Annotated in this window: 18 protein-coding genes and 1 pseudogene; 11 read left to right on the top strand and 8 right to left on the bottom strand. The window is 70.3% G+C overall.

The window, feature by feature from the left end; all coding sequences use genetic code 11:
* Positions 1–128 precede the first annotated feature (128 nt).
* The 8 genes from HPY32_RS34140 to HPY32_RS34100 all read left to right on the top strand — a co-directional run bounded on the left by HPY32_RS34140 (position 129) and on the right by HPY32_RS34100 (position 14982).
* Positions 129–1016, top strand: coding sequence for a PAC2 family protein (locus tag HPY32_RS34140; RefSeq protein WP_067589666.1), 888 nt, complete (start codon positions 129–131; stop codon positions 1014–1016).
* 51 nt (positions 1017–1067) lie between these two features.
* Positions 1068–3626 (top strand): AMP-binding protein, encoded by a 2559-nt coding sequence (locus tag HPY32_RS46655; RefSeq protein ID WP_067589669.1) that lies wholly within the window; start codon positions 1068–1070, stop codon positions 3624–3626.
* A gap of 480 nt (positions 3627–4106) precedes the next feature.
* Complete coding sequence (locus HPY32_RS34125; protein WP_197696537.1) at positions 4107–5300, top strand: XRE family transcriptional regulator; 1194 nt, start codon at positions 4107–4109, stop codon at positions 5298–5300.
* Positions 5301–5324: 24 nt separating this feature from the next.
* The gene (locus HPY32_RS34120; RefSeq protein WP_067589675.1) at positions 5325–6137 is read left to right on the top strand and encodes a DUF2127 domain-containing protein; all 813 of its coding nucleotides are present in this window, start codon (positions 5325–5327) and stop codon (positions 6135–6137) included.
* 138 nt (positions 6138–6275) lie between these two features.
* Positions 6276–7775: a TIGR02677 family protein gene (locus tag HPY32_RS34115; protein ID WP_067595949.1), complete on the top strand. Its 1500-nt coding sequence runs from the start codon at positions 6276–6278 to the stop codon at positions 7773–7775.
* On the top strand, positions 7775–9178 hold the full coding sequence (locus tag HPY32_RS34110) for a TIGR02678 family protein (RefSeq protein ID WP_067589678.1): 1404 nt from the start codon (positions 7775–7777) through the stop codon (positions 9176–9178). Before HPY32_RS34115 ends, HPY32_RS34110 begins: the two co-directional genes overlap by 1 nt.
* Positions 9179–9377: 199 nt before the next feature.
* Positions 9378–13598: a TIGR02680 family protein gene (locus HPY32_RS34105; RefSeq protein ID WP_067589681.1), complete on the top strand. Its 4221-nt coding sequence runs from the start codon at positions 9378–9380 to the stop codon at positions 13596–13598.
* A gap of 19 nt (positions 13599–13617) precedes the next feature.
* Positions 13618–14982 carry an FAD-binding oxidoreductase gene (locus HPY32_RS34100; protein WP_067589684.1) on the top strand — a complete coding sequence of 455 codons (1365 nt, stop codon included), beginning with the start codon at positions 13618–13620 and terminating at the stop codon, positions 14980–14982.
* A 184-nt stretch (positions 14983–15166) separates the two neighbouring features.
* On the opposite strand, the gene HPY32_RS34095 is transcribed toward HPY32_RS34100, so the two are convergent.
* From HPY32_RS34095 to HPY32_RS34065, 7 genes and pseudogenes are all read right to left on the bottom strand, one after another.
* Complete coding sequence (locus HPY32_RS34095; RefSeq protein WP_067589687.1) at positions 15167–15367, bottom strand: hypothetical protein; 201 nt, start codon at positions 15365–15367, stop codon at positions 15167–15169.
* Between the two features lie 61 nt (positions 15368–15428).
* The gene (locus HPY32_RS45130; RefSeq protein ID WP_156674528.1) at positions 15429–15860 is read right to left on the bottom strand and encodes an MspA family porin; all 432 of its coding nucleotides are present in this window, start codon (positions 15858–15860) and stop codon (positions 15429–15431) included.
* 274 nt (positions 15861–16134) lie between these two features.
* Positions 16135–17104: pseudogene (locus tag HPY32_RS34085) on the bottom strand (helix-turn-helix transcriptional regulator).
* 37 nt (positions 17105–17141) lie between these two features.
* Positions 17142–17684, bottom strand: coding sequence for a DUF2165 domain-containing protein (locus tag HPY32_RS34080; protein ID WP_067589693.1), 543 nt, complete (start codon positions 17682–17684; stop codon positions 17142–17144).
* A 208-nt stretch (positions 17685–17892) separates the two neighbouring features.
* Positions 17893–18153 (bottom strand): hypothetical protein, encoded by a 261-nt coding sequence (locus tag HPY32_RS34075; RefSeq protein ID WP_156674529.1) that lies wholly within the window; start codon positions 18151–18153, stop codon positions 17893–17895.
* 161 nt (positions 18154–18314) lie between these two features.
* Complete coding sequence (locus HPY32_RS34070) at positions 18315–18785, bottom strand: M15 family metallopeptidase (protein WP_067589699.1); 471 nt, start codon at positions 18783–18785, stop codon at positions 18315–18317.
* Between the two features lie 57 nt (positions 18786–18842).
* Entirely contained in the window at positions 18843–20225 is a 1383-nt protein-coding gene (locus HPY32_RS34065) for an MFS transporter (RefSeq protein ID WP_067589702.1), read from the bottom strand.
* A 102-nt stretch (positions 20226–20327) separates the two neighbouring features.
* On the opposite strand from HPY32_RS34065, the gene HPY32_RS34060 reads away from it, so the two are divergent.
* On the top strand, positions 20328–21176 hold the full coding sequence (locus HPY32_RS34060; RefSeq protein ID WP_067589705.1) for a helix-turn-helix domain-containing protein: 849 nt from the start codon (positions 20328–20330) through the stop codon (positions 21174–21176).
* Between the two features lie 367 nt (positions 21177–21543).
* On the opposite strand, the gene HPY32_RS34055 is transcribed toward HPY32_RS34060, so the two are convergent.
* The gene (locus HPY32_RS34055) at positions 21544–23220 is read right to left on the bottom strand and encodes a fumarate hydratase (RefSeq protein WP_067595950.1); all 1677 of its coding nucleotides are present in this window, start codon (positions 23218–23220) and stop codon (positions 21544–21546) included.
* A 202-nt stretch (positions 23221–23422) separates the two neighbouring features.
* On the opposite strand from HPY32_RS34055, the gene HPY32_RS34050 reads away from it, so the two are divergent.
* Together HPY32_RS34050 and HPY32_RS34045 are read left to right on the top strand one after the other, a co-directional pair.
* Entirely contained in the window at positions 23423–23917 is a 495-nt protein-coding gene (locus tag HPY32_RS34050) for a MarR family winged helix-turn-helix transcriptional regulator (protein ID WP_067589708.1), read from the top strand.
* A gap of 141 nt (positions 23918–24058) precedes the next feature.
* The gene (locus HPY32_RS34045; protein ID WP_067589711.1) at positions 24059–24952 is read left to right on the top strand and encodes an STAS domain-containing protein; all 894 of its coding nucleotides are present in this window, start codon (positions 24059–24061) and stop codon (positions 24950–24952) included.
* Positions 24953–24965: the final 13 nt, after the last annotated feature.

Here is a 24965-nt window from a genome sequence, read left to right as displayed (position 1 = left end):
AACGTGTCCCGCGCCACACTTCCCCGTTGCGGGCCGTCGGTACCCGCCGGTCCGCAACGCCCCTAGCGACACGCGCGTTCGAGCAATATGCGGTGAACAGGCGGGGCGAGACACCGTAGGCTGACCGAGTGAACCCCAGTGCATCACCCGATCCGGACCTGCCGACGCTGCGCGATCCGGTCCTCGTCGCCGCCTTCGAAGGCTGGAACGACGCGGCCGATGCGGCCAGTGGCGCCGTGGAACATCTGGAACTGATCTGGGACGCCGAACCCCTCGCCGAGCTGGACTCCGAGGACTACTACGACTACCAGGTGAACCGTCCGACCGTCCGTCAGGTGGACGGCGTCACGCGCGAGATCCAATGGCCGTCCACCACCCTGTCGGTGTGCTCGCCACCCGGCAGCGAACGCGATGTGGTGCTGCTGCACGGCATCGAACCGAACATGCGCTGGCGCAGCTTCTGCGCCGACATCATCGAACTGGTCGAACAGCTCGGCGTCACAACGGTTGTCATCCTCGGTGCGCTGCTCGCCGACACCCCGCACACCCGCCCCGTCCCCGTCACCGGCACCGCCTACAGCAAGGAGGCGGCCGAGCGCTTCAACCTGGAACAGACCCGCTACGAGGGCCCGACCGGCATCACCGGCGTGCTGCAGGACGCCTGCGTGCGCGCGGGCGTTCCGGCGGTGTCGTTCTGGGCGGCGGTGCCGCACTACGTGTCGCAGCCGCCCAACCCCAAGGCCACCATCGCCCTGCTGCACCGGGTCGAGGACGTGCTCGACATCGAGGTCCCGCTCGGCGAGCTGCCCGCCCAGTCCGAGGACTGGGAGTCCGCCGTCGACGAGATGACCGCCGGGGACGAGGAGGTCAGCGAGTACGTGCGCTCGCTCGAGGAGCGCGGCGACGCGGCCGTGGACCTGAACGAGGCCATGTCCAAGATCGACGGCGACGCCATCGCGGCGGAGTTCGAGAAATATCTGCGACGACGAGGCGGGAAGGGCGGCTTCGGCCTGTAGGCGGCGCGCGCCTCCCGGGGGCAGCGAACTTCCAGCACTACACTCCCGCGGGTGACCTCGTCTCGGATCGTCGCGCACCTGCGGGCATTCGGCGAACGGACGGCGGTGATCGCGGACGGGGACCGGGCCGTCACCTATGCGGGGCTGGCCGAGCTGGTCGACGACTACGCGCACCGGCTCGGTCCGCAGCGGCGGCTGGTCGCGCTCGCCGCCCGCAACGAGATCGGTTCGCTGGTGGCCTATCTCGGTGCGCTCGCGGCCGGATGCGTGGTGTTGCTGACCGGTGAGGTGGGCGAAGACCTTTCGCGCACCTACGATCCCGACGTCGTCATCGAGCCCGACCCGCACGGCGGCATCCCGGCGCCGACGGTGCTGCGGCAGCGGTCGGCACACACCCTGCATCCGGATCTCGCTCTGCTGCTGAGCACTTCGGGCTCGACCGGGTCGCCGAAGCTGGTGCGGCTGTCCTACCGCAACCTGTTCGCCAACGCCGCCGCCATCGCCACCTATCTGCGCATCGGGGCGGCGGACCGGGCGGCGACCACACTGCCGCTGTTCTACTGCTACGGACTGTCGGTGGTGCACAGCCACCTGCTGCGCGGCGCGAGCCTGCTGCTCACCGACCGGTCGGTGACCGATCCCGAGTTCTGGCAACGGTTCCGGCGCCACCGAGCCACCTGTTTCGCGGCGGTGCCGTACACCATCGACCTGCTCGACCGCATCGGCTTCGACCGAATGTCGTTGCCGCACCTGCGCTATGTGACCCAGTCGGGCGGACGCCTGGATCCGGCGGCGGTGCGCCGCTACGCCGGGCTCGCCGCCGCGGCGGGCTGGGAGTTCGTGGTCATGTACGGGCAGACCGAGGCCACCTCGCGGATGGCCTACCTGCCGCCCGCGCTCGCCGCCGACCACCCCGACTGCGTCGGAATCGCCATCCCCGGTGGCAGATTCGGCCTCGCCGAGGTCGAGGAGGGCACCGAACTGGTCTACCACGGCCCCAATGTCATGCTGGGCTACGCCGAATCGGCCGCCGATCTCGCGCTCGGCCGCACCGTGACCGCCCTGCGCACCGGCGATCTCGCCGACCGCACCGACGCGGGCCTGTACCGGCTGCTGGGCCGCCGCAGCCGGTTCGCGAAGATCTTCGGGCTGCGAATCGACCTGCAGCGCATCGAATCCGGGCTCGCCGCCGCCGGATATCGGGGCTACTGCGCGGAATTCGACGACCGCACCCTCGTGGTCGCCGTGGAGAATCCGACCGCCGACCCGACTGGTCTGGTAGCGGAATTGTCCGGATTACCGGCCTCGGCGATCCTGGTGCACGCCGTCTCGGAAATTCCTCGGCTACCGAACGGGAAAACGGACTACTCCGCCATTCGCGACATCGGGAATCGACGCCCGAAATCCGTTCCGCCCCCGGCGGGATCGTCGGCCGACGCCCTGCGCGCACTGTTCGCGGAGGCGCTCGGCCGCGACGCCGCCGCGATCGATCCGCGCCGCACGTTCGCCGAACTCGGCGGCGATTCGCTCACCTATGTCCGGCTGTCGGTACGCCTCGGGCAGGCCCTCGGGCGGCTGCCCGCCGACTGGCCGAACACCCCGATCGCCGAGCTGGCCGCGGTTGCGCGCCGCCGCACCGGGTTCGGCCGCTCCCTCGACACCACCGTGCTGCTGCGCGCGATCGGGATCGTGCTGATCGTGGGCTCGCACGCGGGACTGTTCGAGCTGTGGGGCGGCGCGCACGTGATGCTCGGCGTCGCCGGATTCAACTTCGCCCGGTTCGCCCTCACCACCGCGCGGGCGCAGCGGCTCGGGCACATCCTGCGCACGGTGGCGCTGATCGCGGTGCCCACCGCGGCCTGGGTGGCGGCGACCATGCTGTTCTCCGACTACTACTCCTGGCAGAACCTGCTGCTGCTCAACAAGATTCTGGGCCCGACCGACAGCCCGACCGCGGGCCACCTGTGGTTCGTGGAGGTGCTGGTCTACTTCCTGCTCGCCGCCGCGCTGCTGCTGCGCGTGCGGTGGGTGGACGCGCTGGCGCGGCGCGCGCCGTTCTGGTTTCCGGCGGCGCTGCTGGGGGTGGCGCTGATCGCGCGCGTGCAGACCTTCGGCTGGTATCCGAAGGCCGACGCACCCTTCTCGCCACTGGCGTTCTGGATCTTCGTGCTCGGCTGGGCGGCCGCCAAGGCGACCGATCCGGTGCGGCGCACCGCGCTCAGCGCCATCGTGATCGCGGCCGTGCCCGGCTATTTCGACAATGCCGACCGCGAACACGTGGTCGTCGCCGGGTTGCTGCTGCTGATCTGGTTGCCCGCGCTGCGGACGCCGGCGCTCGTGGCCGCCGGGGCCGCGGTGCTCGCAGACGCCTCCCTGTTCACGTATCTGCTGCACTGGCAGGTGTATCCGTTGTTCGGACAGCACCCGGCGGTGGCGGTGGTGGCCTCGCTCGCGGTGGGTGTGTTCGCGGCCGGGCTGGTGGCGCTAGCGCGCACGCTGCGGGGCTCGGTCGCAGTGCTCGACGGTCCAGATCTGGGCTTCCGCCTCGTGCGCCAGCTTCGCGATCAGCAGGTCGCGCGGAATGGTCTGACCGGCAAGATGATCGAGTGACGGCACCACCACATGGTGCGCATCGGCGCGCTTGAGCTCGGCCGTCAGCTCCGCGAACGCGGTGCCGTCACCCGGGGTCGATTCATGGAACGTTGCGGCGAAGCAGAGACCCTCGGCGCGCGCGAAGGTGAACATCGCGTCCTCGAGCTCGTCGCTGTGACCATCGGCCAGGTCGTCACGCACGTATCCATAGATCAACGCTTCCACCCGAACCTCCGTATGGATGTGGACTGGGATTCGCTGTTCTCTTGGTTGGATAGGCCGCCCGCCGAAGCGGGCGAGGTACTGCAGTTTCGACGGTGCGCAGGGGGCCTGCACAGGGCTGGCAAACTACCCACACTCATCATGCGATGCGTGCAAATGTACTTGCAGATGTCAATGCGGTGACAACTGGATGCCCTATCCGGGCCATCTTGCGTTAACTGGTGGGATACTACGATCGTGGCCGCTGGTGACGATCGACCCGTCTGGGCTGTCAGGATGCGTTCGGAACGCGACGCCAGGGGGTGGTCACAGGCCGATGCCGTCCGGGCGATGCGCGCCAAGTCGTCGCACAATCTGCCGACAGACAGTACCCTCCTGCGGAACTGGCGCCGCTGGGAATCGGGCGAGTCGCGGCCGGACGACTTCTATGCCCCTATCATCGCCGCCGCCTTCGACACGGTGACCGCGGCCTTCTTCCCGAAGGCCCGCCCCAACCGCGACGACGAGCTGCTGTCCTCCACCGGCATGGACACCCTCGAGTTCATCGGACGCCTTCGGATGTCCGATGTTTCGTCGGCGACCCTGGACGCCATCCGCATCACCGCCGAGCGACTGTGCTGTGAATACTCCTGCGCCGATCCGCACGAGTTGCACGCCGAGGGCACCGCGTGGCTGCGGCGCATCACCTCGCTCCTGGACGGCCGCCTGACACTGGCGCAGCATCGCGAGGTGCTCGTGCTCGCCGGATGGGTGGCGCTATTGGTCGGATGTGTCGACTACGACCTCGGCTGGCGCACCGCCGCCGAGGCGACACGCCGGGCCGCGACGTCGCTGGGCCAGGAGGCCGAGCACGCCGAAATCATCGGCTGGGGAGCCGAAATGGCCGCTTGGTTCGCTTTGACCCAGGGCAACTATCGCGGCGCGATCGAGGCCGCCGAGGGCGCGCGGGCAACTACCGAGCATCTCGGCGTCGGCGTACAGCTGGCGGCGCAGCAGGCGAAGAGCTGGGCGCGCATCGGCGATCGATCGGCCATGGAAACGGCCCTCGCGCAGGGGAGGGCGATCCTGGAGCGACTGGACTGCCCGGCCAATCTGGACAATCACTTCGTGGTCGACCCGCAGAAGTTCGACTTCTACGCGATGGACTGCTGCCGGGTCGCCGGTGACGACCGGCTGGCCGAAAGCTATGCCCGCCAGGTCATCCGGACCTCGACCGGACCGGACGGTTCTATTCGCAGGCCGATGCGCGTGTCGGAGGCGCAGCTGACGCTGGCGGTGGTGGCGGTGCGCGCCCGTGATCTGGAGCGCGCCGTCGACGAGGGCATCCGCGCGCTGTCCGGGAAGCGCCGCTCGCTGCCGTCGCTGCTGTGGATCGCGGGCGAGGCGGCGCGGGAGATGATCGAGCGCTATCCGGGCGACCCGCGCACGCACGCGTATCTGGATCAGCTGCGGTCGTTGGCGGCGGATTGACGCGGCACCGGTATTCTGCACCGAATGGACTTCAGTCTGCGGGCCTGCTCCTGGCACGGCCACGAGACCTACGCCCCCGATGAGACCGGATTGGCTGAGCGCCTGCATGTTTCGACCGCGGCCGGACCGGCGTGGCGCTGCCTGCGCTGCGGCGACTTCGTGGTCGGCGAGCCGCGCGGGCGCGGACCGGCCGACGCGGCGCCCGAGGTTCCGCGCGGGCGGCTGCTGCGCGACCGATTCATCATGCGGCTGCTCGCCGCCGAGCGCATCGTGCGCGGCATCGTGTTCGTCTTACTCGCGGTCGGCGTATTCAAGGTGCGCAACTCGCAGACCCGGCTGAAGGCGGCCTTCGATCGGGAGATGCCGCTGATCAAGCCGCTGGCCGACCAGATCGGCTGGAATCCGGACAATTCCAAGATCGTGCACTTCATCGAGAAGGGCTGGACGCTCTCCCCGACCGTGCTCACCCTGATCGCGGTGGGATTGCTGGCCTATGCGGTCATCGAATTCGTCGAGGCCGTGGGCCTGTGGCTGGTGCAGCGCTGGGGCGAGTACTTCGCGGTGATCGCGACCAGTATCTTCCTGCCGTTCGAGATCTACGAGCTGACCGAGCGCGTCACCGTGGTGCGGGCGGGCGCGCTGCTGATCAATATCGCGGCGGTGATCTGGCTGCTGTGGTCCAAGCGCCTGTTCGGCCTGAACGGCGGCGGGCGGGCCTACCACGCCGAACACAGCGAGGAGAGCTTGCTCACGGTGGAGCGCGCGGCGCTCGAGGCGAGCGCCGACACCCGCGCTCACCAGCGCGAATCGCACACCGCCGCCACCCGGGCCGACTGATCGGCCGCGGGCTCGCGCCGCGGCGGCGCGCCGATGCCCGGCCACGGCGTCGCCCTGTCGGACATCGGTACTACCCTCTTCCCGGTGACCGAGTCCGCTGAAGGATTGCCAACCGCCGCCACCGCCGCCGAGGAGCGGTTGCGCCTGTTCTCCTTCGCGACCGCGGAGAAGCGCGGCGAATACCTGTGGGTGCTGCGCGCGTTCGATCATGCCCGCGCCGCCTACGTGGTGCTGCTGCACGCCAGCGAGGTGGCCGAGACCCTGGCCCGGATGCCGCAGGCGCCGCGGCCGACCGCGGCCGAGGTGGGCCCGCTGCTCGAGCAGCTGCACCAGTGGGGTGTGCTGGAGCGCAGTTACGACGGCACCCGCGCGGCGACGCTGGCCGAATACCGCAACCGGCACTTCGTGTATCAGTTCTCGCAGGCCGGATATCAGGCGTATCGGGCGGTGGCGGACGTGCTGGGCGCGCGGCTGGACGAGGCGTCGCTGTCGCGGCTGGTGCTGCCGGAGCTGCTGGCCGATCTGCAGGCGCTGGCGCAGGCCAACCGGACCGGCGACGCCGAGCGCGTCTACCGCGTGCTCAACCGGCTCGACACCGCGCTGTCGGAACTGGCCGACCGCGCCGCCCACTTCTACCTGACCCTGGGCGATCTGGTCCGCACCACCGAGGCCACGCCGGAAGCCTTTCTGGCGCACAAGGATGCGCTGCTGGCGCACATGCGCGAGTTCAGCATGGATCTGGCCCGGTTCGCGCCCCGGCTGGCCGCCGCCATCGCCGAGGTCGAGGACACCGGCGTCGAGGAGCTGATCGCGCGGGCGGGGGCGTGCGACGAGCGCGTGCTGCTGAGCGTGGCCGAGCGGGAGGCCGACTGGCGGGCCCGCTGGCGCGGCCTGCGCGGGTGGTTCGTCACCACCGCCGAAGCCGTGGCAGGCGAGGGCAATTCGGTCACCGAGGCGGAGCGGCTGCGGGAGGCGACGATGAGCGCGATCGCCGCGGTGCTGTCGCTGCTGCGCCGGGTCACCGAGACCCGCAAGGGCGGGGTGAGCCGGGAGTCGGCGCTGCGGCACCTGGCGGGCTGGTTCACCGCCGCCCCGACCACCGAGAGCGCCCACGCCCTGTTCGACGCGGTGTTCGGGCTGGGCCGCCCGCGCCACCTGGCCATGGAGCACCCCGACGCGGATGTCATCCCGCCGATCCGATCCTGGTGGGACGCACCGCCGTTGGAGATCGCCCGCACCCTCGCCGAGACCGGGCGGCCGCCGTCGCCGGGTGCGCCGTCGCGAATTCAGCGCAACGACGCGGGAATTCGCCGCCTGCGCGAGGCGCAGTTGGACGCCCAGCGGGCCCGGGCCGAGGCCGCGCGCTCGCTGGCGTCGGGGGACGTGCACGAGCGCGAGCTCGACGAGCGCGAGACCGAGGTGCTGCTGCGGCTGCTGGACGCGGCGTCGACGGCGTGGGTTCCGGTGAGCGGCAAGGTATCCGGCACCACCGGCAGCGACAGCGGGGTGACGCTGACGGTGTCCGAGCATCCGGGCTCCACCGCGGTCCGCACCGCGCGCGGACTGCTGCACCTGAACAATCGCAAGCTCGTGGTGCGCGAGAACAGCCGCGCCCGAACCGCTTCCGGGCGGCCGTGATGCATGCCAGGGGTATCGACGCGCTGGCGCTGGACAGCTATCAGCGCGCCGCCCGCGTCGTGCTGGCCAATCATCTGGTGACCCGCACCTTCCCGGATCGTATTGCGCTGCCGCTGATCCGGCGCTGGGCCACCGAGCTGCGCGAGGACCTGGCCGAGCTGTTCGGCTACCGGCTGGAGGTCACCGAGACCACGGCCCGACTGTTCCCGGTGCTCGACCGCCTGGACGCCGGGCGGCCCGCCCGCACCCCGGCCGAGCGCGTCTTCGACCGCCGCCGCTACGCGTATCTGTCGCTCGCGCTGGCCGCGCTGGGCCGGGCCGGGGATCAGATCACGCTGTCGGAGTTGGCCGATCAGGTCGCGGCCTATGCGACGCGGGTGGACGGGCTGGAGCTGTCCACCGATCGCGCGGCGGACCGGGACGCGTTCGTGGACGCGGTGGCGTGGCTGGCCGCGCGCGGGGCGCTCGCCCTCGCCGACGGCGACGCCGGGGGCTGGGCCGCCGATCCGGAGGCCGGGGAGGCGCTCTACGACATCGACCGGTCGGTGGTGTTCGCGCTGTTCCGGCCGCCGCGCGTGCTGCAGCACCTGCACAGCGTGCGCGGGCTGCTCGCCGACGAGAGCGATTCCGCCGCACCGGGTTCCGGCGCGCAGACGCGGGCGGCGGCGGCGCGGCGGGTGCGCCGGGCGCTGGTCGAGCTGCCGGTGGTGTATGCCGAGGAGCTGCCCGCCGACGAGCGCACGCTGCTGGGCACGGAGAAGTTGGTCGCCGAGGTCGAGCTGCTCACCGGCCTGCGGGCCGAGCGCCGCGCCGAGGGGGTGGCGCTGATCGACAGCTCCGGCCGGTTCACCGACGTCCGCTTCCCCGGCACCGGCACCCTCGCGCAGGTGGCGCTGCTGCTGGTCGGCGAGATCGCGGATCTGGTGCTCGATATCGACAACCCGGTGCCGCGCCGCCCGCTGCCCGCCCCGCCGACGACCCTGCAGGATCAGCTCGACGGCGCGATTCCCGAGGCGACGGTCTTCGCTCCCCTGTCGGTACCGGCGGAACCCGATGCCGCCGAGGAGGATTCGGACGCCGAGAGCGACGGCGGGCCGGTGGTCGCCGAGCATCCGGTCATTGCCCTGTCCTGGATCCGGGAGACCGTCCAGGAGCTCACCCACCGCTACGGCTCCACCTTCGCCGCCCAGTGGCAGGCGGACGTCCCCGGCCTCACCACCGAGGTCGTGGCCCTGCTCGAGCGGCTGCGCCTGGTCCGCGTTCTCGGCGACGAGCTGATGATTCTTCCGGCGCTGGCCCGGTATCGGGGCGCGGTGGTCACAGTTCGTACTCGCGCGGAGAGCGAATTATTCGCCTCGGCAACCAAACTGGGGGCGCACGCTGCGGGGGAGGACGCGTCGTGACCGGCGGGAGGTCCCGGCCAAAAGCATGCCGGGAACGACGAGGGGTTGCCAACCGGGAACAACGAGGGGTCGCCAGCCGGGAACAACGAGGGGTCGCCAGCCGGGAACAACGAGGGGTCGCCAGCCGGGAGCGACGAGGGGCGGGCCGAAATACGCTGCGCAGCAAGCATGGACAGAACAGAAGGGGACGGCACGGCTGATGGACCTTATTCACGGTGGAGTTCGGTTCGTCCCCACCCGCGCGGGCATCGTCAATCTCTGGGACTACCGGGATCAGGAGTTCTGCTTCGCGGACGGGCGCCTGGTGTTGCGGGGGCCCAACGGGTCCGGCAAGACCAAGGCGCTGGAGGTGTTGTTCCCGTTCGTCTTCGACGGCCGGATCGAGCCGCGGCGGCTCAACCCGTTCGCCGGTGAGGAACGGACGATGAAGTCGAATCTGCTGTACCGCAAGCAGGAATCGGCGTACTCGTACGTGTGGATGGAGTTCGCGCGCGGCCGCTGGAGCGATCCGGAGATCGTGACCGTCGGAATCGGCATGCGCGCCACCAAATCCAACGACAAGGTCACCCGCTGGTACTTCGTCGCCGACGGCCGGGTGGGCGTGGACTTCTCGCTCATCGGCCCGGACGATCGCCCGCTCACCCGCAAGCAGCTGGCCGAGCAGATCGGCACCGACGCCATCGTGGACCGGCCCGTCGACTATCGCGCGGCCATCGACGCCCGCATGTTCGGGCTCGGCATCCAGCGCTACGACCAGCTGATCAATCTCATTCTGACGCTGCGCCGCCCGCAGCTGGCCAAGAACCTCGACCCGCGCGGCCTGTCGCAGGCGCTCACCGACGGCCTGCGCCCGCTGGACGAGCAACTGATCCTCGACGCGGCCCGCTCGTTCAGCGATATGGAGGAGGTCGGCCGCACGCTCGAGGGCCTGGTCCAGGCCGACACCGCCACCCGCGCCTTCGTCGACGTCTATCGCAAATACCTTGGTGTGCAGGCCAAATCGGATGTGGATCAGGTCCGCGCCCGCCTGGACGCGGTCAACCACGCGAGCACGGCGCTGTTCGCGGCGACCGCGCTGCGCGAGCGCCGCGAGTCCGAGCGCGGCGCCGCCGAGGTGCGCGCCGAGGAGGCCGATCGCGCCTACGAGCAGGCCCTGTCCGATCGCGAGACGCTGCAGCGGTCCAGCGCCTACGAGGGCAAGCAGCAGCTCGACGACCTGGCCGACGCGGTGCGGCGGCTGGAGACCTCCGCGGCCGTGCACCGCGACAAGGCCACCAAGGCCCGGCAGGCGGTCGACCAGCGCGCCGACGAGGCCGAACGGGCCCGCGGCGCCGTCGAATCCGCCGCCGCCGCGCTCGCCCGCGGCGAGGAGGAGCTGCGCGCCGCGGCCGAGGAGGCCGGAATCGCCTGGGCCGCACTGCCGGAGCAGGCCCGCGGCGATCAGCTGACCACGACCGTGCGCAGTCACGCCGAGGAGCGCGACGCCGACGTGCGCGCGGTGCGGCAGGCGCTCACCCTGGTCGACGCCGCGGCGGCCGACCGCACCCGCGCCGAGCGGGCCGCCCAGCGCGCCACCGAGGGCCGCGACACGGCCGCCGCCGCGCTCGCCGAGGCCGAGGCCGCGGTCACCCTGGCCCGCGCCGATACCGCTGCGGCCCTGCGGGATTGGTGGGAGCGCCACCGCGAGATCCACGAGCCGGTCCGCGCGGGCCTGTTCGAGGCGCTCGACGTCGCGCTCGCCGACGCCGGGACCGGTGACGCCCCCACCCTGGCGGAGGTGCTCTCCGAGCGCACCGAGCCGCTGACCGAGCAGATCCGCACCCGCCGCCAGCAGGCCCGCGCCGCCGCCGAGCAGGCCACCGCCCGCGCCGCCGCGCTGCGCGCCGAACAGCAGCAGGTCGCGGCCGAAAAGGACGACGCCCCACCGCCATTCGCGGCCCGCACCGACGACCGCACCGGCCGAACCGGCGCCCCCCTGTGGCGACTGGTCCGCTTCGCCGACTCGGTGACACCGGAACAGGCCGCGGGCCTCGAGGCAGCCCTGCAGGCCGCAAACCTCCTGGACGCCTGGGTATCCGCAGACAGCCCACCGCCACACCACAATTCGGACCAGTTCCTGATCCCCCTGCCCCCCGAACGGCGCCCCTCCGGCCGCACCCTCGCCGATGTACTGGCGGTGGAAGAGGATTCGGAGTCACTGACCGTCCCCCACCAGGCGGTCGCCGACATACTCGCCTCGATCGCCCTGTCCGACACCAACTCCCCCGGCGGCACCTTCCCCGGCGAAGCCGGGGCTCCGGTCTCCGTTGCCGCGGACGGTCGCTATCGGCAGGGGGTTCAGGTGGGGCGTCACACCAAACCGCATGCCGAGTTTATCGGTGCCACCGCTCGTGCTCGTCGCCGTGAGTTGCGGCTGGCCGATCTGGCGGGCGCGCTGGAGGAGGCCGAGCAGGCCGGGCGTGCTGCTCGCGCGGAGGAGGAGTCTGCCACCGAGGCGCTGAGCCGGATCTCGGCGGCCGCCAAGGCATTGCCGCGTACCAGCGCCGTCACCGCGGCGCTGCGGGCGGTGTCCGAGGCCGCGGGCGTGCTGCGGTCGCGGTCGGAGGCCGCGGCCCAGGCCGAGCGCGATCTGGATCAGGCCGTCGCCGAGTTCACCGCCGCGGACAAGAAGGTGCGGTCGGTCGCGGCCACGCACCGGGCCCCGCGCGATCCGGGCGAGCTCGACGCGCTGGCCGCAGCCATCCGGCATTTCGAGAACACCGGCACGGCGCTGCTGCGGCTGCGCGGCGACCAGCTGCGCGAGGCCGAGCGCGCCCGCGAGGCCGACGACCGGATGGCCGAATCCCGGGATCTGGCCGAGGCGTTCGCCGAGGAGGCCGAGGCCGCCCGCACCGGCTACGAGGAGCAGCTGCGCAAGCTGGAGACGCTGCGCGAGGCGCTGGGCGCGGGCGCGGCCGATATCGATCGTGAGCTGGAACAGGCCCGCGAACGCATCGAAGCCGCTCGCGCGGAACAGAAGTCGGCCCGCAAGGCCGCCGCCGACGCGATCGAGGGCGTGGGCACCGCCGAGGGCGCCTACCGGGCCGCGCACGACGCGCTCGGCACCGCCCTCACCGAGCTGCTCGCTGACGTGAAACACCTGGCCCCGTACGCCCGCCCGGATCTGCTGTCGCTGCTGGGCGCGCCGGAGGACGGCCGCTGGCCCGCCAGCGAGGCGGCGTGGTCGACACCGGAGCAGCTGCTGTACCGGATCGAGACCGGCGGCCCGCGGGCCGAGCCGCGGGTGCTGCCGGACGAGGTGCACGAGCTGTTCGAGAGCCTGTCCGCCGCAACGGCATCCGTGCGCGCGGGCGAGGCGGCCCGCAAGTCCACCCGCAGCGCGGTGACCGCGGCGCTGCAGGAGTTCGATGCCGCGCTGGCCGCCGCGCGCCAGGACTACCGGCTGCAGTGGGACGCCGCCGACGGGCTCACCGTGGTGCAGGTGCACGACGACCAGGGCGTCGCGGCGCTGGCGGATTTCGCCGACCGCATCGCCCGCGCCCGCGCCGATCAGGAGCTGCTGCTCACCGACGCCGAGCGCCGCATCCTGGAGGACGCGCTGCTGACCGGCCTGGCCCAGCAGATCCACGAACGCACCTGCGACGCACGCGATCTCATCACCCGCATGGGCAGCGAGATGAAGCAGCGGCGGATGTCGTCCGGCAACACCATCGGCGTGCACTGGGTGCTGGCCGACAACCTGTCGGAGTCGGCGCGCGCGGTGTGCAAGCTGCTCGACCGCGACGCATCGGATCTGGGGCCCGACGATCTGGCCACCATTCGAGCCCAGTTCGCCGCGGAGATCCGGACCGCGCGGGCCGCGCACCCGGAGCGCTCCTATCCCGAAATCCTGGCCACCACACTGGATTACCGCACCTGGCGGGTGTTCTCGTTCACGCTGATCACCGCCGACGGGACCGAGGACCGGCTCACCGTGGCCCGGCACAGCGCGCTCTCCGGCGGCGAGCAGTCGGTGTCGCTGCACCTGCCGCTGTTCGCGGCCGCCCACGTCATGCTGGATTCGGCCGATCCGCAGGCGCCACGGCTGCTCGCGCTGGACGAGGCGTTCGCCGGTGTCGACGACAACGGCCGCAGCGAATTGCTGGGCCTGTCGGTCGATTTCGATCTGGACCTGTTCATGACCGGCTACGACCTGTGGATCACCTACGACCACGTGCCCGCCTGCGCCCACTACGACCTGGCGCACTCGGCGGCCGAGAACACCGTCAGCGCAACGCTTCTGGTGTGGGATTCGAAGGATCTGCTGGCCGAGCACGACGGCTCGGACCTCACCGAGGCGCTGGGCTCCCCCAACCGCCGCCGCACCCCGCACACCGTGGAGGGCGGGATAACCTTCGACGAGGCAATGGAACCGGCGTAGGTCTGACAGCATGGGTGGGATGGGAGAACCACACGACCACCACCCCGCGCTCGACGCGCTGCCGCTCGCGGTCGACACCCGCCCGTCGGTGCTGGATCAGTTCACTATCGACGAGACCGGACGGCCCGGCGGCCGCCCGCGCGGCGTCGTCCATCCGACCGGACTGGAGGAGGTGCTGGCGGTGGTCGGCTGGGCGCGCGACACCCGCACACCGCTGATCTGCCGCGGGGCCGGGACCAGCCTGGAGGGGCATCTGCTGGCCCGCGGCGACGAGCTGATCGTCGATCTGTCGCAGGCGAATTCGATCCTCGAGATCGCGCCCGCCGATTTCACCGCCACCGTGCAGCCCGGCGTCACCCGCGCCACACTGAATGCGGCGACACAGCACTACGGCCTGCAGTTCACCGTCGACCCGGGCGCGGACGCGTCGCTGGGCGGCATGGCCGCGACCAACGCCAGCGGCACCACCGGTGTCCGCTACGGCGGCATGCGCGCGAATGTGCTTGCGCTGCAGGCGGTCTTCGCCGACGGCACGCACGCGCGGCTGGGGCGGGCGGTGCACAAGTCGTCGAGCGGGTACGACCTGCGCGATCTGCTGATCGGCTCGGCGGGCACGCTGGGCATCATCACCGAGCTCACCGTGCGGCTGCATCCGATTCCGGAATGGCTTCGCTCGCTGCGGATCTCGTTCCCGACGGTGGCGGCGGCCGTCGACGCGGCGGTCGACATGCTCGGCGCCGCACTGCCGGTCAGCCGATTGGAACTCGTCGACGCGGTGAGCATCGCCGCCATCAATGCCTATCGCGGCACCGCGCACGCGCAGGCGCCCGCGCTGTTCGTCGACCTGGAGGCGGGTTCCGCCGCCGCGGCCGACGCCGACGAGGCCGAGATCGACCGTATCGCCCGCGGCCACGGGGCCCTGGACATCGCCCTGGCCCGCACCCACACCGATCGTTACGCGCTGTGGGAGGACCGGCACAACCTGTTCTTCGCGCTCAAGGCCCGCTATCCCGGCCACCGCTTTCTGGTGACCGACACCGCGGTGCCGTATTCGAAGATCGCCGGTGCCGTGGCCACCGCCACCCGGCTGGGCGCCGAACTCGGCCTGGAGGCCAGCGTGGCCGGTCATATCGGCGACGGCAACGTCCACGCGGTGGTGCCCTACACCGAGGCCACCCGGGAAGCGGCGCAACAGTTCTCCGACCGGGTCGTCCGGCACGCGCTCGAGGTGGGCGGCACCGCCACCGGCGAGCACGGCATCGGCCTGACCAAGAAGCGCTACCTCCGCGAGGAGCACGGCCCGGCCGCCGATCTCATGACCGCCATCAAACGCACCCTCGACCCACTCGGGCTGCTCAACCCCGGCAAAGTGTTGGACGCCTGACTATTTCGCGTCGGCCGGGTCCACCATTTCCCCGCCAGACCCGGGAATCACACCCGCTGGCCCCGCAACACTACTTCCGGCGGCCCTGGGATCACTTCTTCTCGTCGGCCCCGGAACACTACTCCTCGTTGGCCCCGGCACTATTTCCCGCTGGCCCCGGCACTACTTCTCGTCGGCCCCGGCACTACTTCGCAACGACCCCGGGGATCGTGAAGGCTGGGGCGAAGGGTTTCGGGGTGGGGTCCTCGGGGTCGGGCGCACCGGGATTCACCGTCGGCGGGGCGGTTTCGGCCGACGTCGGGGCCGCGACGGCCGTGATGACGCCCGCCGCCACGATCGCCCGGAGGCGTTGGACCCGCTGAGGGTCACGAATTTCGATGCGCATCGAGCCTCCTCGAATCGGATTCGCTGGGCTTTTCTTCACTGGACTGTTCACGATGCTGGGATCAAGTGAATCTCGGAAAGATCCAGGTAGGCAAGGGGGTTCGGGAGGGAGATCGTGGCCGGAAGGTGACCTCCCGCGACGGCAGGACCGTCACCGTGGCACCGGCATGCGCACCGATCGACGGTGTGTTACCGGCCGACGGCCCGGTGGGGCCGATGGTGAGCGGTGCCTGGACGCCTGCGGTGACACCGCCGGTGACGCCGACGCTGGGGGTGAACACATCGACGCCGATGTTGTGTAGCGACCACGGTACTCCCACTTCGAATCCCACGTCGAGCGTGGCTGTCCCGGTGGTCGATTCGCGGCCCGAGCGCGGCCGGATCCACGAATTGCACCGACACGGACGGCAGTCCGGGCGTGCCGATCGCCGCCGCGACGGCAAAGCGCGGTCAGGGACCGCATTCCGATCGATCTCGCCTCGCTCAGCCGTCATACCGAACTCCCGCGCCGACCTACGTGATTGCCAATCATTTGCCAGACTAGGGCAATTCCCTTAACAATGGTGTAAATCCGCAGTGTCATCCGGGAAAATTCCGGCAGGTTCGGGCAATCGGCCGACAGTTGCCGATCATTCACTATATGTCGTGATGGTCAATCGTACGCCCCCGGCCACGACCACACCACACTCGAAAACAGGCCGCCGACGGGCGCGGAAGCCGTTGGCCCGCATCGTCGCGCCCCGGTCGGCGGGCGGATTACGGGCTGTGTCAGCGACTGTGGGGCAGGGCGCGGGCGAGGCGGTCGCGCAGGCGGCCCAGTTGCGCGATCAACTCCGGGGATTCGCGGATCTCGAAGTCGACGCCCAGCGAAATCAGCCGGGTGGCGAGCCATTCCGGGTCGTCGTCGCGGGTGGCGACGAGGCGGCAGGTGCGCTCGTCGACCGCGTCGAGGGCGCCGGGCGGGTCGCCGAGCCTGCCCGCGATGCGGTGCGCGGGCGCGTGCACGGTGATGTCGACCTCGTATGCCGGTGTGGCCCAATCGGTTCGGCGACCGGCCAGATACGCCGCGGCATCGGCGGCGGGCAGCGGGCGCGGAGTGAAACGGACCCCGGTCGGTTGGGCGGCGGCCATGCGGTCTGCGCGGAAACCGCGCCAGGCGGCGCGATCGAGGTCGAATCCGACGAGATACCACCGGCGGCCGGTCACGGCCAGTCCCGCGGGCTCGGCATGCCTGCGGGTTTCGGCGCCCGCGCCGTCGCGGTAGGTGAACCGCACTCGCTCGCGATTGGCGACGGCCGCGGCGAGCGCGGTGAGCACCTCGGGATCCGCCTGCGGACCGGGGCTCGATCCCGCGGCGGTGGCGGCGGCCACGACCCGGACCCGGCGCCGAAGCTGGGACGGCAGCACCTGTTCCAGCTTGGCGAGCGCCCGCACCGACGCCTCCTCGATCCCGGCCACCGCCTGCCCGGCCGCCGCGCGCAACCCCGACCGCGACGGCGACGGCCTCCTCGTCGTCGAGCAGCAGTGGCGGCAGGGCGGTTCCGGCGGCCAGGCGATACCCACCGGCCGCCCCGAGCGTGGCCGTCACCGGATAGCCCAGCTCCCGCAGGCGTTCGATATCGCGGCGCACGGTGCGATCGGTGACGCCCAGCCGCTCGGCGAGCTCGCTGCCCGGCCATTCGCGCGGCGTCTGCAGCAGCGACAGCAGGCGCAGCAGGCGTGCCGGAGTATCGGTCATCCCACCATCATTGCGCACATATAGGACCAGCTCGGTCCTATATCGGACGCGCTTCCCGCTCCGGCAGATGCACGAGAATCAGCCCCACCCCGGCGACGAGGAAGTTCTGCAGGGCCGTGGCGGAGGCGTTGATCTCCCGGTTGGCCCACATCCGGAACCACTCGCCGCCGACGGTGAGGAAGCCACCGACGAACAGCACGATCACCATGGTCCAGCCGAGGCTGGACAGCTTCACCGCGAATTCGCTGCCCGCCGCCCCCGACCGCCCCGACAGCGCCCGCACCCAGGCCACCGTGGCGGCCAACAGCACCAGCGCGATGAGGAATTCCCAGATCACGATGAGAATGTAGGCGACGTTCACGACCGCGCCGTTGCTGATCGCGTGCCAGTTGATGCTCGGGTTGTGAATGGTGCCGTGCATGGACAGCACCATGCGCACCCCGCGCCGATTCGTGTCGGTGTCGGTGCAATTGGTGATCGCGACGATCAGGTAGTACAGCCCGCTGATCGCCGTCAGCACCGCGACGGCCATCCACCGACTGCCCACCGTGTCGAGAAATCCCTTACCGCTGAACGCCATTGGTTCGCCCCTCCTTCATACGGTCACCTGCACCGCTCGGGGACGCGAACAACACCGCGATTCGGGCATTCCGCCCCGACTGCGGGCATGCTACCGCGCAGCGATCGCCACGACGGGGCAACGCCACGGGCGAGGCGAACCCCGCTGCGGGGTAGGTATTTCCACCTCGAGGGTAAGTATTTCCACCTCGAGGCGACGAGGGGTGCGATCAGCGCCGTCCGAACACCTCTCCGGCGGGCGGGACCGCGGGCGCCACCACCGCCGGTATCGCGCCCGCATGCACCGGCCGGGCGTGCTGGGCGTAGCCGAGCCAGCCGGTGCCGACGAACACGGCCAACAGCAGGGAGGTGGGTAGCTCGAGGAGCAACCAGCCGGGTGGGCAGTAGGACACGAACCGGCGGCGCGCTGGTTGTCGATACTCGGGGATCGCCACCGACCAGACACACTCGCCCCGCACCCGCCGCGTCACCCATACCTCCGTCGTCGTTTCCTCGTCCGGCCGTTTGCCGGGACGCCGCCAGCACACAGGATGCCGAACGAGGACCGCCGACACGGCCATTACGGCGAGGACGGTCGGCGTGTCCCGGAAAGTTTGCCGAAAGCTGCTTCGCAGCTACCGCTGCGGCCGGATCAGCGCACGCTCGCGTCGGGCAGACGCGACGGACACGGCGCCCCGGGCAGGGTGGCGAGTTCGAAGTGCCACCACTCGTTGTCGTAGGTGCGGCACAGGCCCCAGCGATTGCCGTTGGCCTCCAGCCACTGCGCGCCCTGCTGCGGTCCGACATCGATCGCCCGCCCCTGCACATGGGTCGACTCGTTCGGCGGCAGCACCCACCGGCGCGCGGCCTCGGCCCCGCCGTAGGTGCGAATCCCGTCCTCCCACAACCGTTCCTGCTCCTCGGGACTCCGGTAGCCGGAGGTGATCGACAGCGGCACCCCTTGCTCGTGCGCCTCCCGCTCGGCCAACGTGTAGGACACGGCCAACAGCGACCCGAGTCCCTCGGTCCCCGCGGCGAAGTCGGCGTGCGCCACCCCCGGCACCACCGCACCCGCAATCCCGATCCCTGCCCCCAGCATCACCCCGGCAATCCCTCGCACCATGCTCCCGATCCTAACGAAAACGATCACCACCACCGACGCGAACCGCCACCGACCGAATCACCGGTCGGCCGTCCGCACTGCGAGCGCGGCGACCGCCGAGGTCAGTACCAGCGCCGCGCCGATCAGTAGGTCGACGGTCATGCCGTGGTGGAATCCCGCGCCACCGGCGACCAGGGATCCGTATACCGCGACCGCCATGGCGGCGCCCATCTGGCGGATCGCGTTGAATACGCCGCTGGCCATGCCCGAGCGGTCGGCGGGGACCGCCTCCAGCAGGACACTCATGACGGTCGGGACCAGGAGGCCGCCGCCCGCGCCGACCGGCACGGCGAGGACGGCCAGCAGCGGGGCCGGGGTCGAATCGTGTACGCCGAGAAGCAGGATCGAGCCGAGCACGACCAGCAGCAGCCCGCCCACGATCGGCACCCGCGGGCCGAAGCGGGCGGCCACCCGTGGGGAGGCCACGTTGGCCAGCCCGATGATCGCCATCATGGGCACGAATGCCGCACCCGTCGCCGGGGCGGACAGGCCCCGCACCTGCTGCAGATACAGGCTCAGCAGGAAGACGATGCCGTAGAAGGCGGCATTGAACGCGAATCCGACGGCCATCGTGATCGACACGCCGCGTGCCCGGAACATGCCCAGCGGCACCATCGGCTGCTCGACCCGGGACTCCACCACGAAGAAGGCCGCGCCCGACAGCACCGTCAGCACCAGCGCGCCCAGCACCGGTCCACTCCCGAACCCGGCCTGGCCGCCCTCGATCAGCGCGAAAGTCAGTGCGGCCGAGGCGAGGACGGCGGTGGCCTGGCCGAGCAGATCCAGCGGCGCGGCCCGGCGCGGCGACGGCGCCATCCGGGCGACGAACACCAGCGCCGCGATGCCGAAGGGCACATTGATCAGAAAGATGGCCCGCCAGCTCACCATGCCGGTCAGCACTCCCCCGGCCACCGGCCCACCGGCGATGGCCACCGATCCCGCGACCGCCCACATCGACAGCGCCCACGCCCGCCGCGCCGGATCGGCGAAACCCTGCCGCACCAGCGACAGCGAGGACGGCAGCACCAGCGCCGCGGCAATGCCCTGCACGAATCGGGCGCCGATCAGCGTGCCGAGATTCGGGGCCGCCCCGCACGCCACCGAGGCCAGCGTGAATCCGGCCAGCCCGATCGAGAAGGCCCGCCCGGCGCCGATGCGGTCGGCCAGCGCACCCGCCGACAGCATCAGCGCGGCGAACATGAGCGTGTAACCGTCCAGCACCCACTGCAATCCGGACACGCTCGCGCCCAGCTCGCGGCCCAGCACCGGCACCGCGACATTCACCGCCGAGGCATCGAGCACGATCACGAAGCTGCCGAACAGCGCGGGGATCAGCACCCGCGCCGACGGCGAGCCGGTACGCACCGCGGTCGGCGATGCGGTTTCCAAGGTCGTCGACATGCTGCCGATTCTGTTCCGGGCCTGCGGATTCCGGCAGGGCGCGCGGAACAGGGGTGTGCCACACCCTCTCTCGCGTCACCGGACACCCGTACTATTCGAACAATGGCCGCACCGAGCGAATTGGGGATATTCCTGCGGGCACGCCGCGAGCTGGTGCGGCCCGGCGATGTCGGATTGCCCACCGCGGGAATACGCCGCACCCCCGGCCTGCGCCGCGAGGAACTCGCCACCCTCGCCGGGGTGAGTGTCGACTATTACATCCGGCTCGAGCGCGGCAAGGAGACCCGGCCCAGCGCCGCCGTGCTGGAGCGGCTCGCCACCGCATTACGGCTCACCGAGGCCGAATTCGCGCATCTGCGCGCGCTCGCCGCCCGCACCGCCGGGCACGCCCCCGGCCGCCGCCGCGGCAGCAGTCGGGCGGTGCGGCCGACCGCGCGGCTGCTGCTGGAGGCGGTCCGGCCCAGTCCCGCGCTGGTGCTCAATCGCATCAACGATGTGCTGGCCGCCAATCCGGCGGGCCTCGCCCTCATGCCCGGACTCGCCGACTGGCCGCCCGCCCAGCGCAATCTGCTGCGCTACCACTTCCTGCACCCGGCGTCGCGCTCGCTGTGGGCCGATTGGACGTCGATGGTGGCGGGCAGCGTCGCGAACCTGCGCGCCATGTCGGGCTCCTATCCCGACGATCCCGAACTGGCCGCGCTGGTCGGCGAATTGGTGGTCAAGAGCCCGGAATTCGCGCGGCTGTGGCATCGCTACGAGGTGCGGCCGCGCGGCGCGGGCACCAAGATCTACCACCATCCCACCGTCGGCCGGATGAGCCTCGAGTTCGAGTCCATGCCGCTGGCCGACACCGACGGGCAGCGCCTGGTGGTCTATCTCGCCGCCCCGGGCACCCCCGATCACGATGCGATGGTGCTGCTGGACATGACCGCCGAATCATCGCTTCGGTAACGCCCCGGGCGTCGTACCCACGAATCAGCGACCTTTCAGCTACCGTGAGATCCACCGCGCGCTCGGCTCCACCGACAGCGAAGAGGGTGTCATGGCGCTACCGACCACCGCGAACCTGCTCGTCCCGCTGGCCGCCGCCCTCGGCGCCGCGGCCCTACTGACCCTGACCGCCCTCTCACCATCGCGCTCCGATTCACGCGCCCGCCTCCACCCGCGCGACGCAGCCCAATCCCGCGGCCCCGGCGCAACCCAACCCTTTGGTCCCGGCGCAGCCCAATCCCTTGGTCCCGGCGTGCTTTTGGCCGGGACCTCGTCAGATTCCGGCCAAAAGCACGCCGGAATCACAAGATTGAATGAATAGGAACCCTCAGACCCGTTCCTTGGACCGCGTGCGCACCCGCAGCGCGATCGGCTTCTGGGTCTCGGCGAAGAAGTCGTTGCCCTTGTCGTCGACGACGATGAAGGCCGGGAAGTCCTCGACCTCGATCTTCCATACCGCCTCCATGCCGAGTTCCGGATACTCCAGCACCTCGACGGAGGTGATGCAGTCCAGCGCGAGCCGGGCCGCGGGACCGCCGATCGAGCCCAGGTAGAAGCCGCCGTGCTCCTTGCACGCCCGGGTCACCTGCGCGGACCGGTTGCCCTTGGCGAGCATGACGAACGAGCCGCCCGCGGCCTGGAACTGGTCGACATAGGAGTCCATCCGCCCGGCCGTGGTCGGGCCGAACGAGCCGGAGGCGTAGCCGTCGGGCGTCTTGGCCGGACCGGCGTAGTAGACGGCCATGTCGCGCAGATACTCCGGCATCGGCTCGCCCGCGTCCAGCCGCTCCTTGATCTTGGCGTGCGCGATGTCACGCGCCACCACCAGCGGTCCGGTCAGCGAAAGCCGGGTCTTCACCGGGTATTTCGACAGCTCCGCGCGAATCTCCGACATCGGCCGGTTCAGGTCGATCCGCACCACGTCCCCGCCGAGGATCGCATCGGTCTGTTCCGGAAGATACTGCGCCGGTTCACGTTCCAGCTGCTCCAGGAACACCCCCTCCGGGGTGATCTTGGCCAGCGCCTGCCGGTCGGCCGAGCAGGAGACGGCGATGGCGACCGGGCAGCTCGCCCCGTGCCGCGGCAGCCGGATCACCCGCACGTCGTGGCAGAAGTACTTGCCGCCGAATTGCGCTCCGATGCCGAAGGATTGGGTGAGCTTGAACACTTCTTCCTCGAGCTCGAGATCCCGGAAGCCGTGCGCCGCCATCGAACCCTCGGTCGGCATGGCGTCCAGGTAGTGCGCCGACGCGTATTTCGCCGTCTTGAGCGCGAATTCCGCACTGGTGCCGCCGATCACGACCGCCAGGTGGTACGGCGGGCAGGCCGCGGTGCCCAGCGAGCGGATCTTCTCGTCCAGGAACTCCAGCATCCGATCCGGATTCAGGATGGCCTTGGTCTCCTGGTACAGGAACGACTTGTTGGCCGAGCCGCCGCCCTTGGCCATGAACAGGAACTTGTACGCCGGATGCGCGGGATCGCCCGCGGCGGAATACAACTCGACCTGAGCGGGCAGGTTCGAGCCGGTATTGCGCTCCTCCCACATGGTGATCGGGGCCAGCTGCGAGTAGCGCAGGTTCAGCTTGGTGTAGGCGTCGTACACGCCGCGGCTGATCCACTCGGCGTCGTCGACACCGGTCAGCACGCCCTCGGATTTCTTGCCCATGACGATCGCGGTGCCGGTGTCCTGGCACATCGGCAGGATGCCGCCCGCGGAGATATTGACGTTCTTCAGCAGGTCCAGCGCCACGAAGCGGTCGTTGCCCGACGACTCCGGGTCATCGATGATCCGGCGCAGCTGCGCCAGATGGGCCGGGCGCAGATAGTGACTGATGTCGTGCATGGCCTCGGCGGTGAGCAGCCGCAGCGCCTCGGGCTCGACCTGCAGGAACGTCCGGCCACCGGCCTCGAACGTGCTGACACCCTCGGTGGTGAGCAGCCGGTACGGAGTCTCGTCGGCGCCGGTCGGCAACAGGTCCGAATACAGGAAATCAGGCGCGGTCACGAATCGCACTCCTCGCGGTGGGTCCGGTGGGCTCGAGCTGGGACTCTAGCCAGCGACCGACACGCCGTTGATCTCAGGCAAGCCTAATCTTCATGATCATGGTCGAGGTTGCACCTTCAACAGTAGGGGTGTACCTCTCAGTGAGTGGTGGCCGAGAACGGGGAGGCAATAGCATGACGAACCTGGGACCTGGAGAGGAATCGTGACCGAACCCCGTTGGCTCGACGACCTCGAGAAGCGCGCCTGGCTCGGCTTCGTGTTCACCCGCGACCTGATCGCCGCCGCGGTGGGCCGCGATTCGCTGCGCGCCTCGAACCTCACCTACGTCGAGTACACGGTGCTCTCCCGCCTCGCCGACGCCCCCGACCACCGGCGCAGCTTCGCCGACCTCGCGGCCGTGCTGGAGTGGTCGCAGAGCCGGCTGTCGCACCAGATCACCCGGATGGAGAAGCGCGGATTGGTTGCGCGCGAAGCGATTCCGGACGACGCCCGGCGCACCGCCGCGGTGCTCACCCCCAAGGGCTACGACGTCTTGGCCACCGCCGCGCCCGCCCATGTCGACAGCGTCCGCAGGCACATGATCGATGTCCTGGACCGCGATCAGCTCACCGCCCTGGCCGATATCTACGACACCCTGCTCGCGCACCATCGCGGACCGGCCGATCATCGCGGGTCGCACAACGGCCACGGGGGCTGACACCCCACCGATCGTCGATGTTTGTTTTGCACTCCACCGGGTAAGGGGTAAGACTAGGCTCGACTTGCGGCGGCCTCGGCCTGTCGTGTGCGAGCCCTGACGAGCTACCGACCTACCCTTAAGGAAAGGGACAGGAGTTTCATGTCCGATGTGTCCATCGGCCTCTCGCCGGATTCACGGCCGGCCGGCCCGGTCGACAACCTGCTTCCGGAGCTGGTCGAACATTTGCGTCAGAATCGCACCGAGCTGCGTGAGGAATGGGCCCGCCGCATCACCGATGCTCAGCTGCTGACCGCCATGACGCCGGAGGAGATCTTCTCCGAGGCCACCTCCGTGTACGACAACTACGTCGAGGTGCTGGAAACCGGTAGCGTCGAGGCGCTGCAGGCGTACGCGCGCGATCTGTCCGAGCGCATCATTCCGCGAGGCGTCGAGACCGATGAGGTGGTCGGTATCGTGCTGCTGCTACGAGATGTCCTCTCGCGCAGCCTGTTCGAGAAATACCAGTCGGACTTCGAACTGCTCAAGAAGGTGCTCGACGCCTACGAGCCGGCCGCCAACCGCATCGCCAACACCGTGGCCATCTCCTTCGTGCAGGAGCGCGAGCGCGTCATCCGCCAGCAGCAGGAGGCCATTCGCGAGCTGTCCACCCCCGTGCTGCAGGTGCGCGAGCAGCTGCTCATCCTCCCCATCATCGGCGTGCTGGACAGCCAGCGGGCCCGTCAGCTCACCGAGCAACTGCTGCGCGCCATTCGCGCCAACCGCGCCAAGGTGGTCGTCATCGACATCACCGGTGTGCCCATGATCGACTCCACGGTCGCCAACCACCTGGTGCAGACCGTCGACGCGTCGAACCTCATGGGCGCCAACGTCATCATCACCGGTCTGTCGTCGGAGATCGCGCTCGCCCTGGTCACCATCGGCCTGGACCTGACGAAGATGAACGCCGTCGGTGACCTGCAGGGCGGTATCGAAGAGGCGGAGCGACTTCTCGGCTACGAAATATCGCGACTGAGCGATCGCGACGGCCGGTAATCCAGGGCGGGCC

The sequence above is a fragment of the Nocardia terpenica genome, from assembly GCF_013186535.1.
Classification (GTDB): domain Bacteria; phylum Actinomycetota; class Actinomycetes; order Mycobacteriales; family Mycobacteriaceae; genus Nocardia; species Nocardia terpenica.
This window is presented reverse-complemented; position numbering and strand designations above follow the sequence as displayed.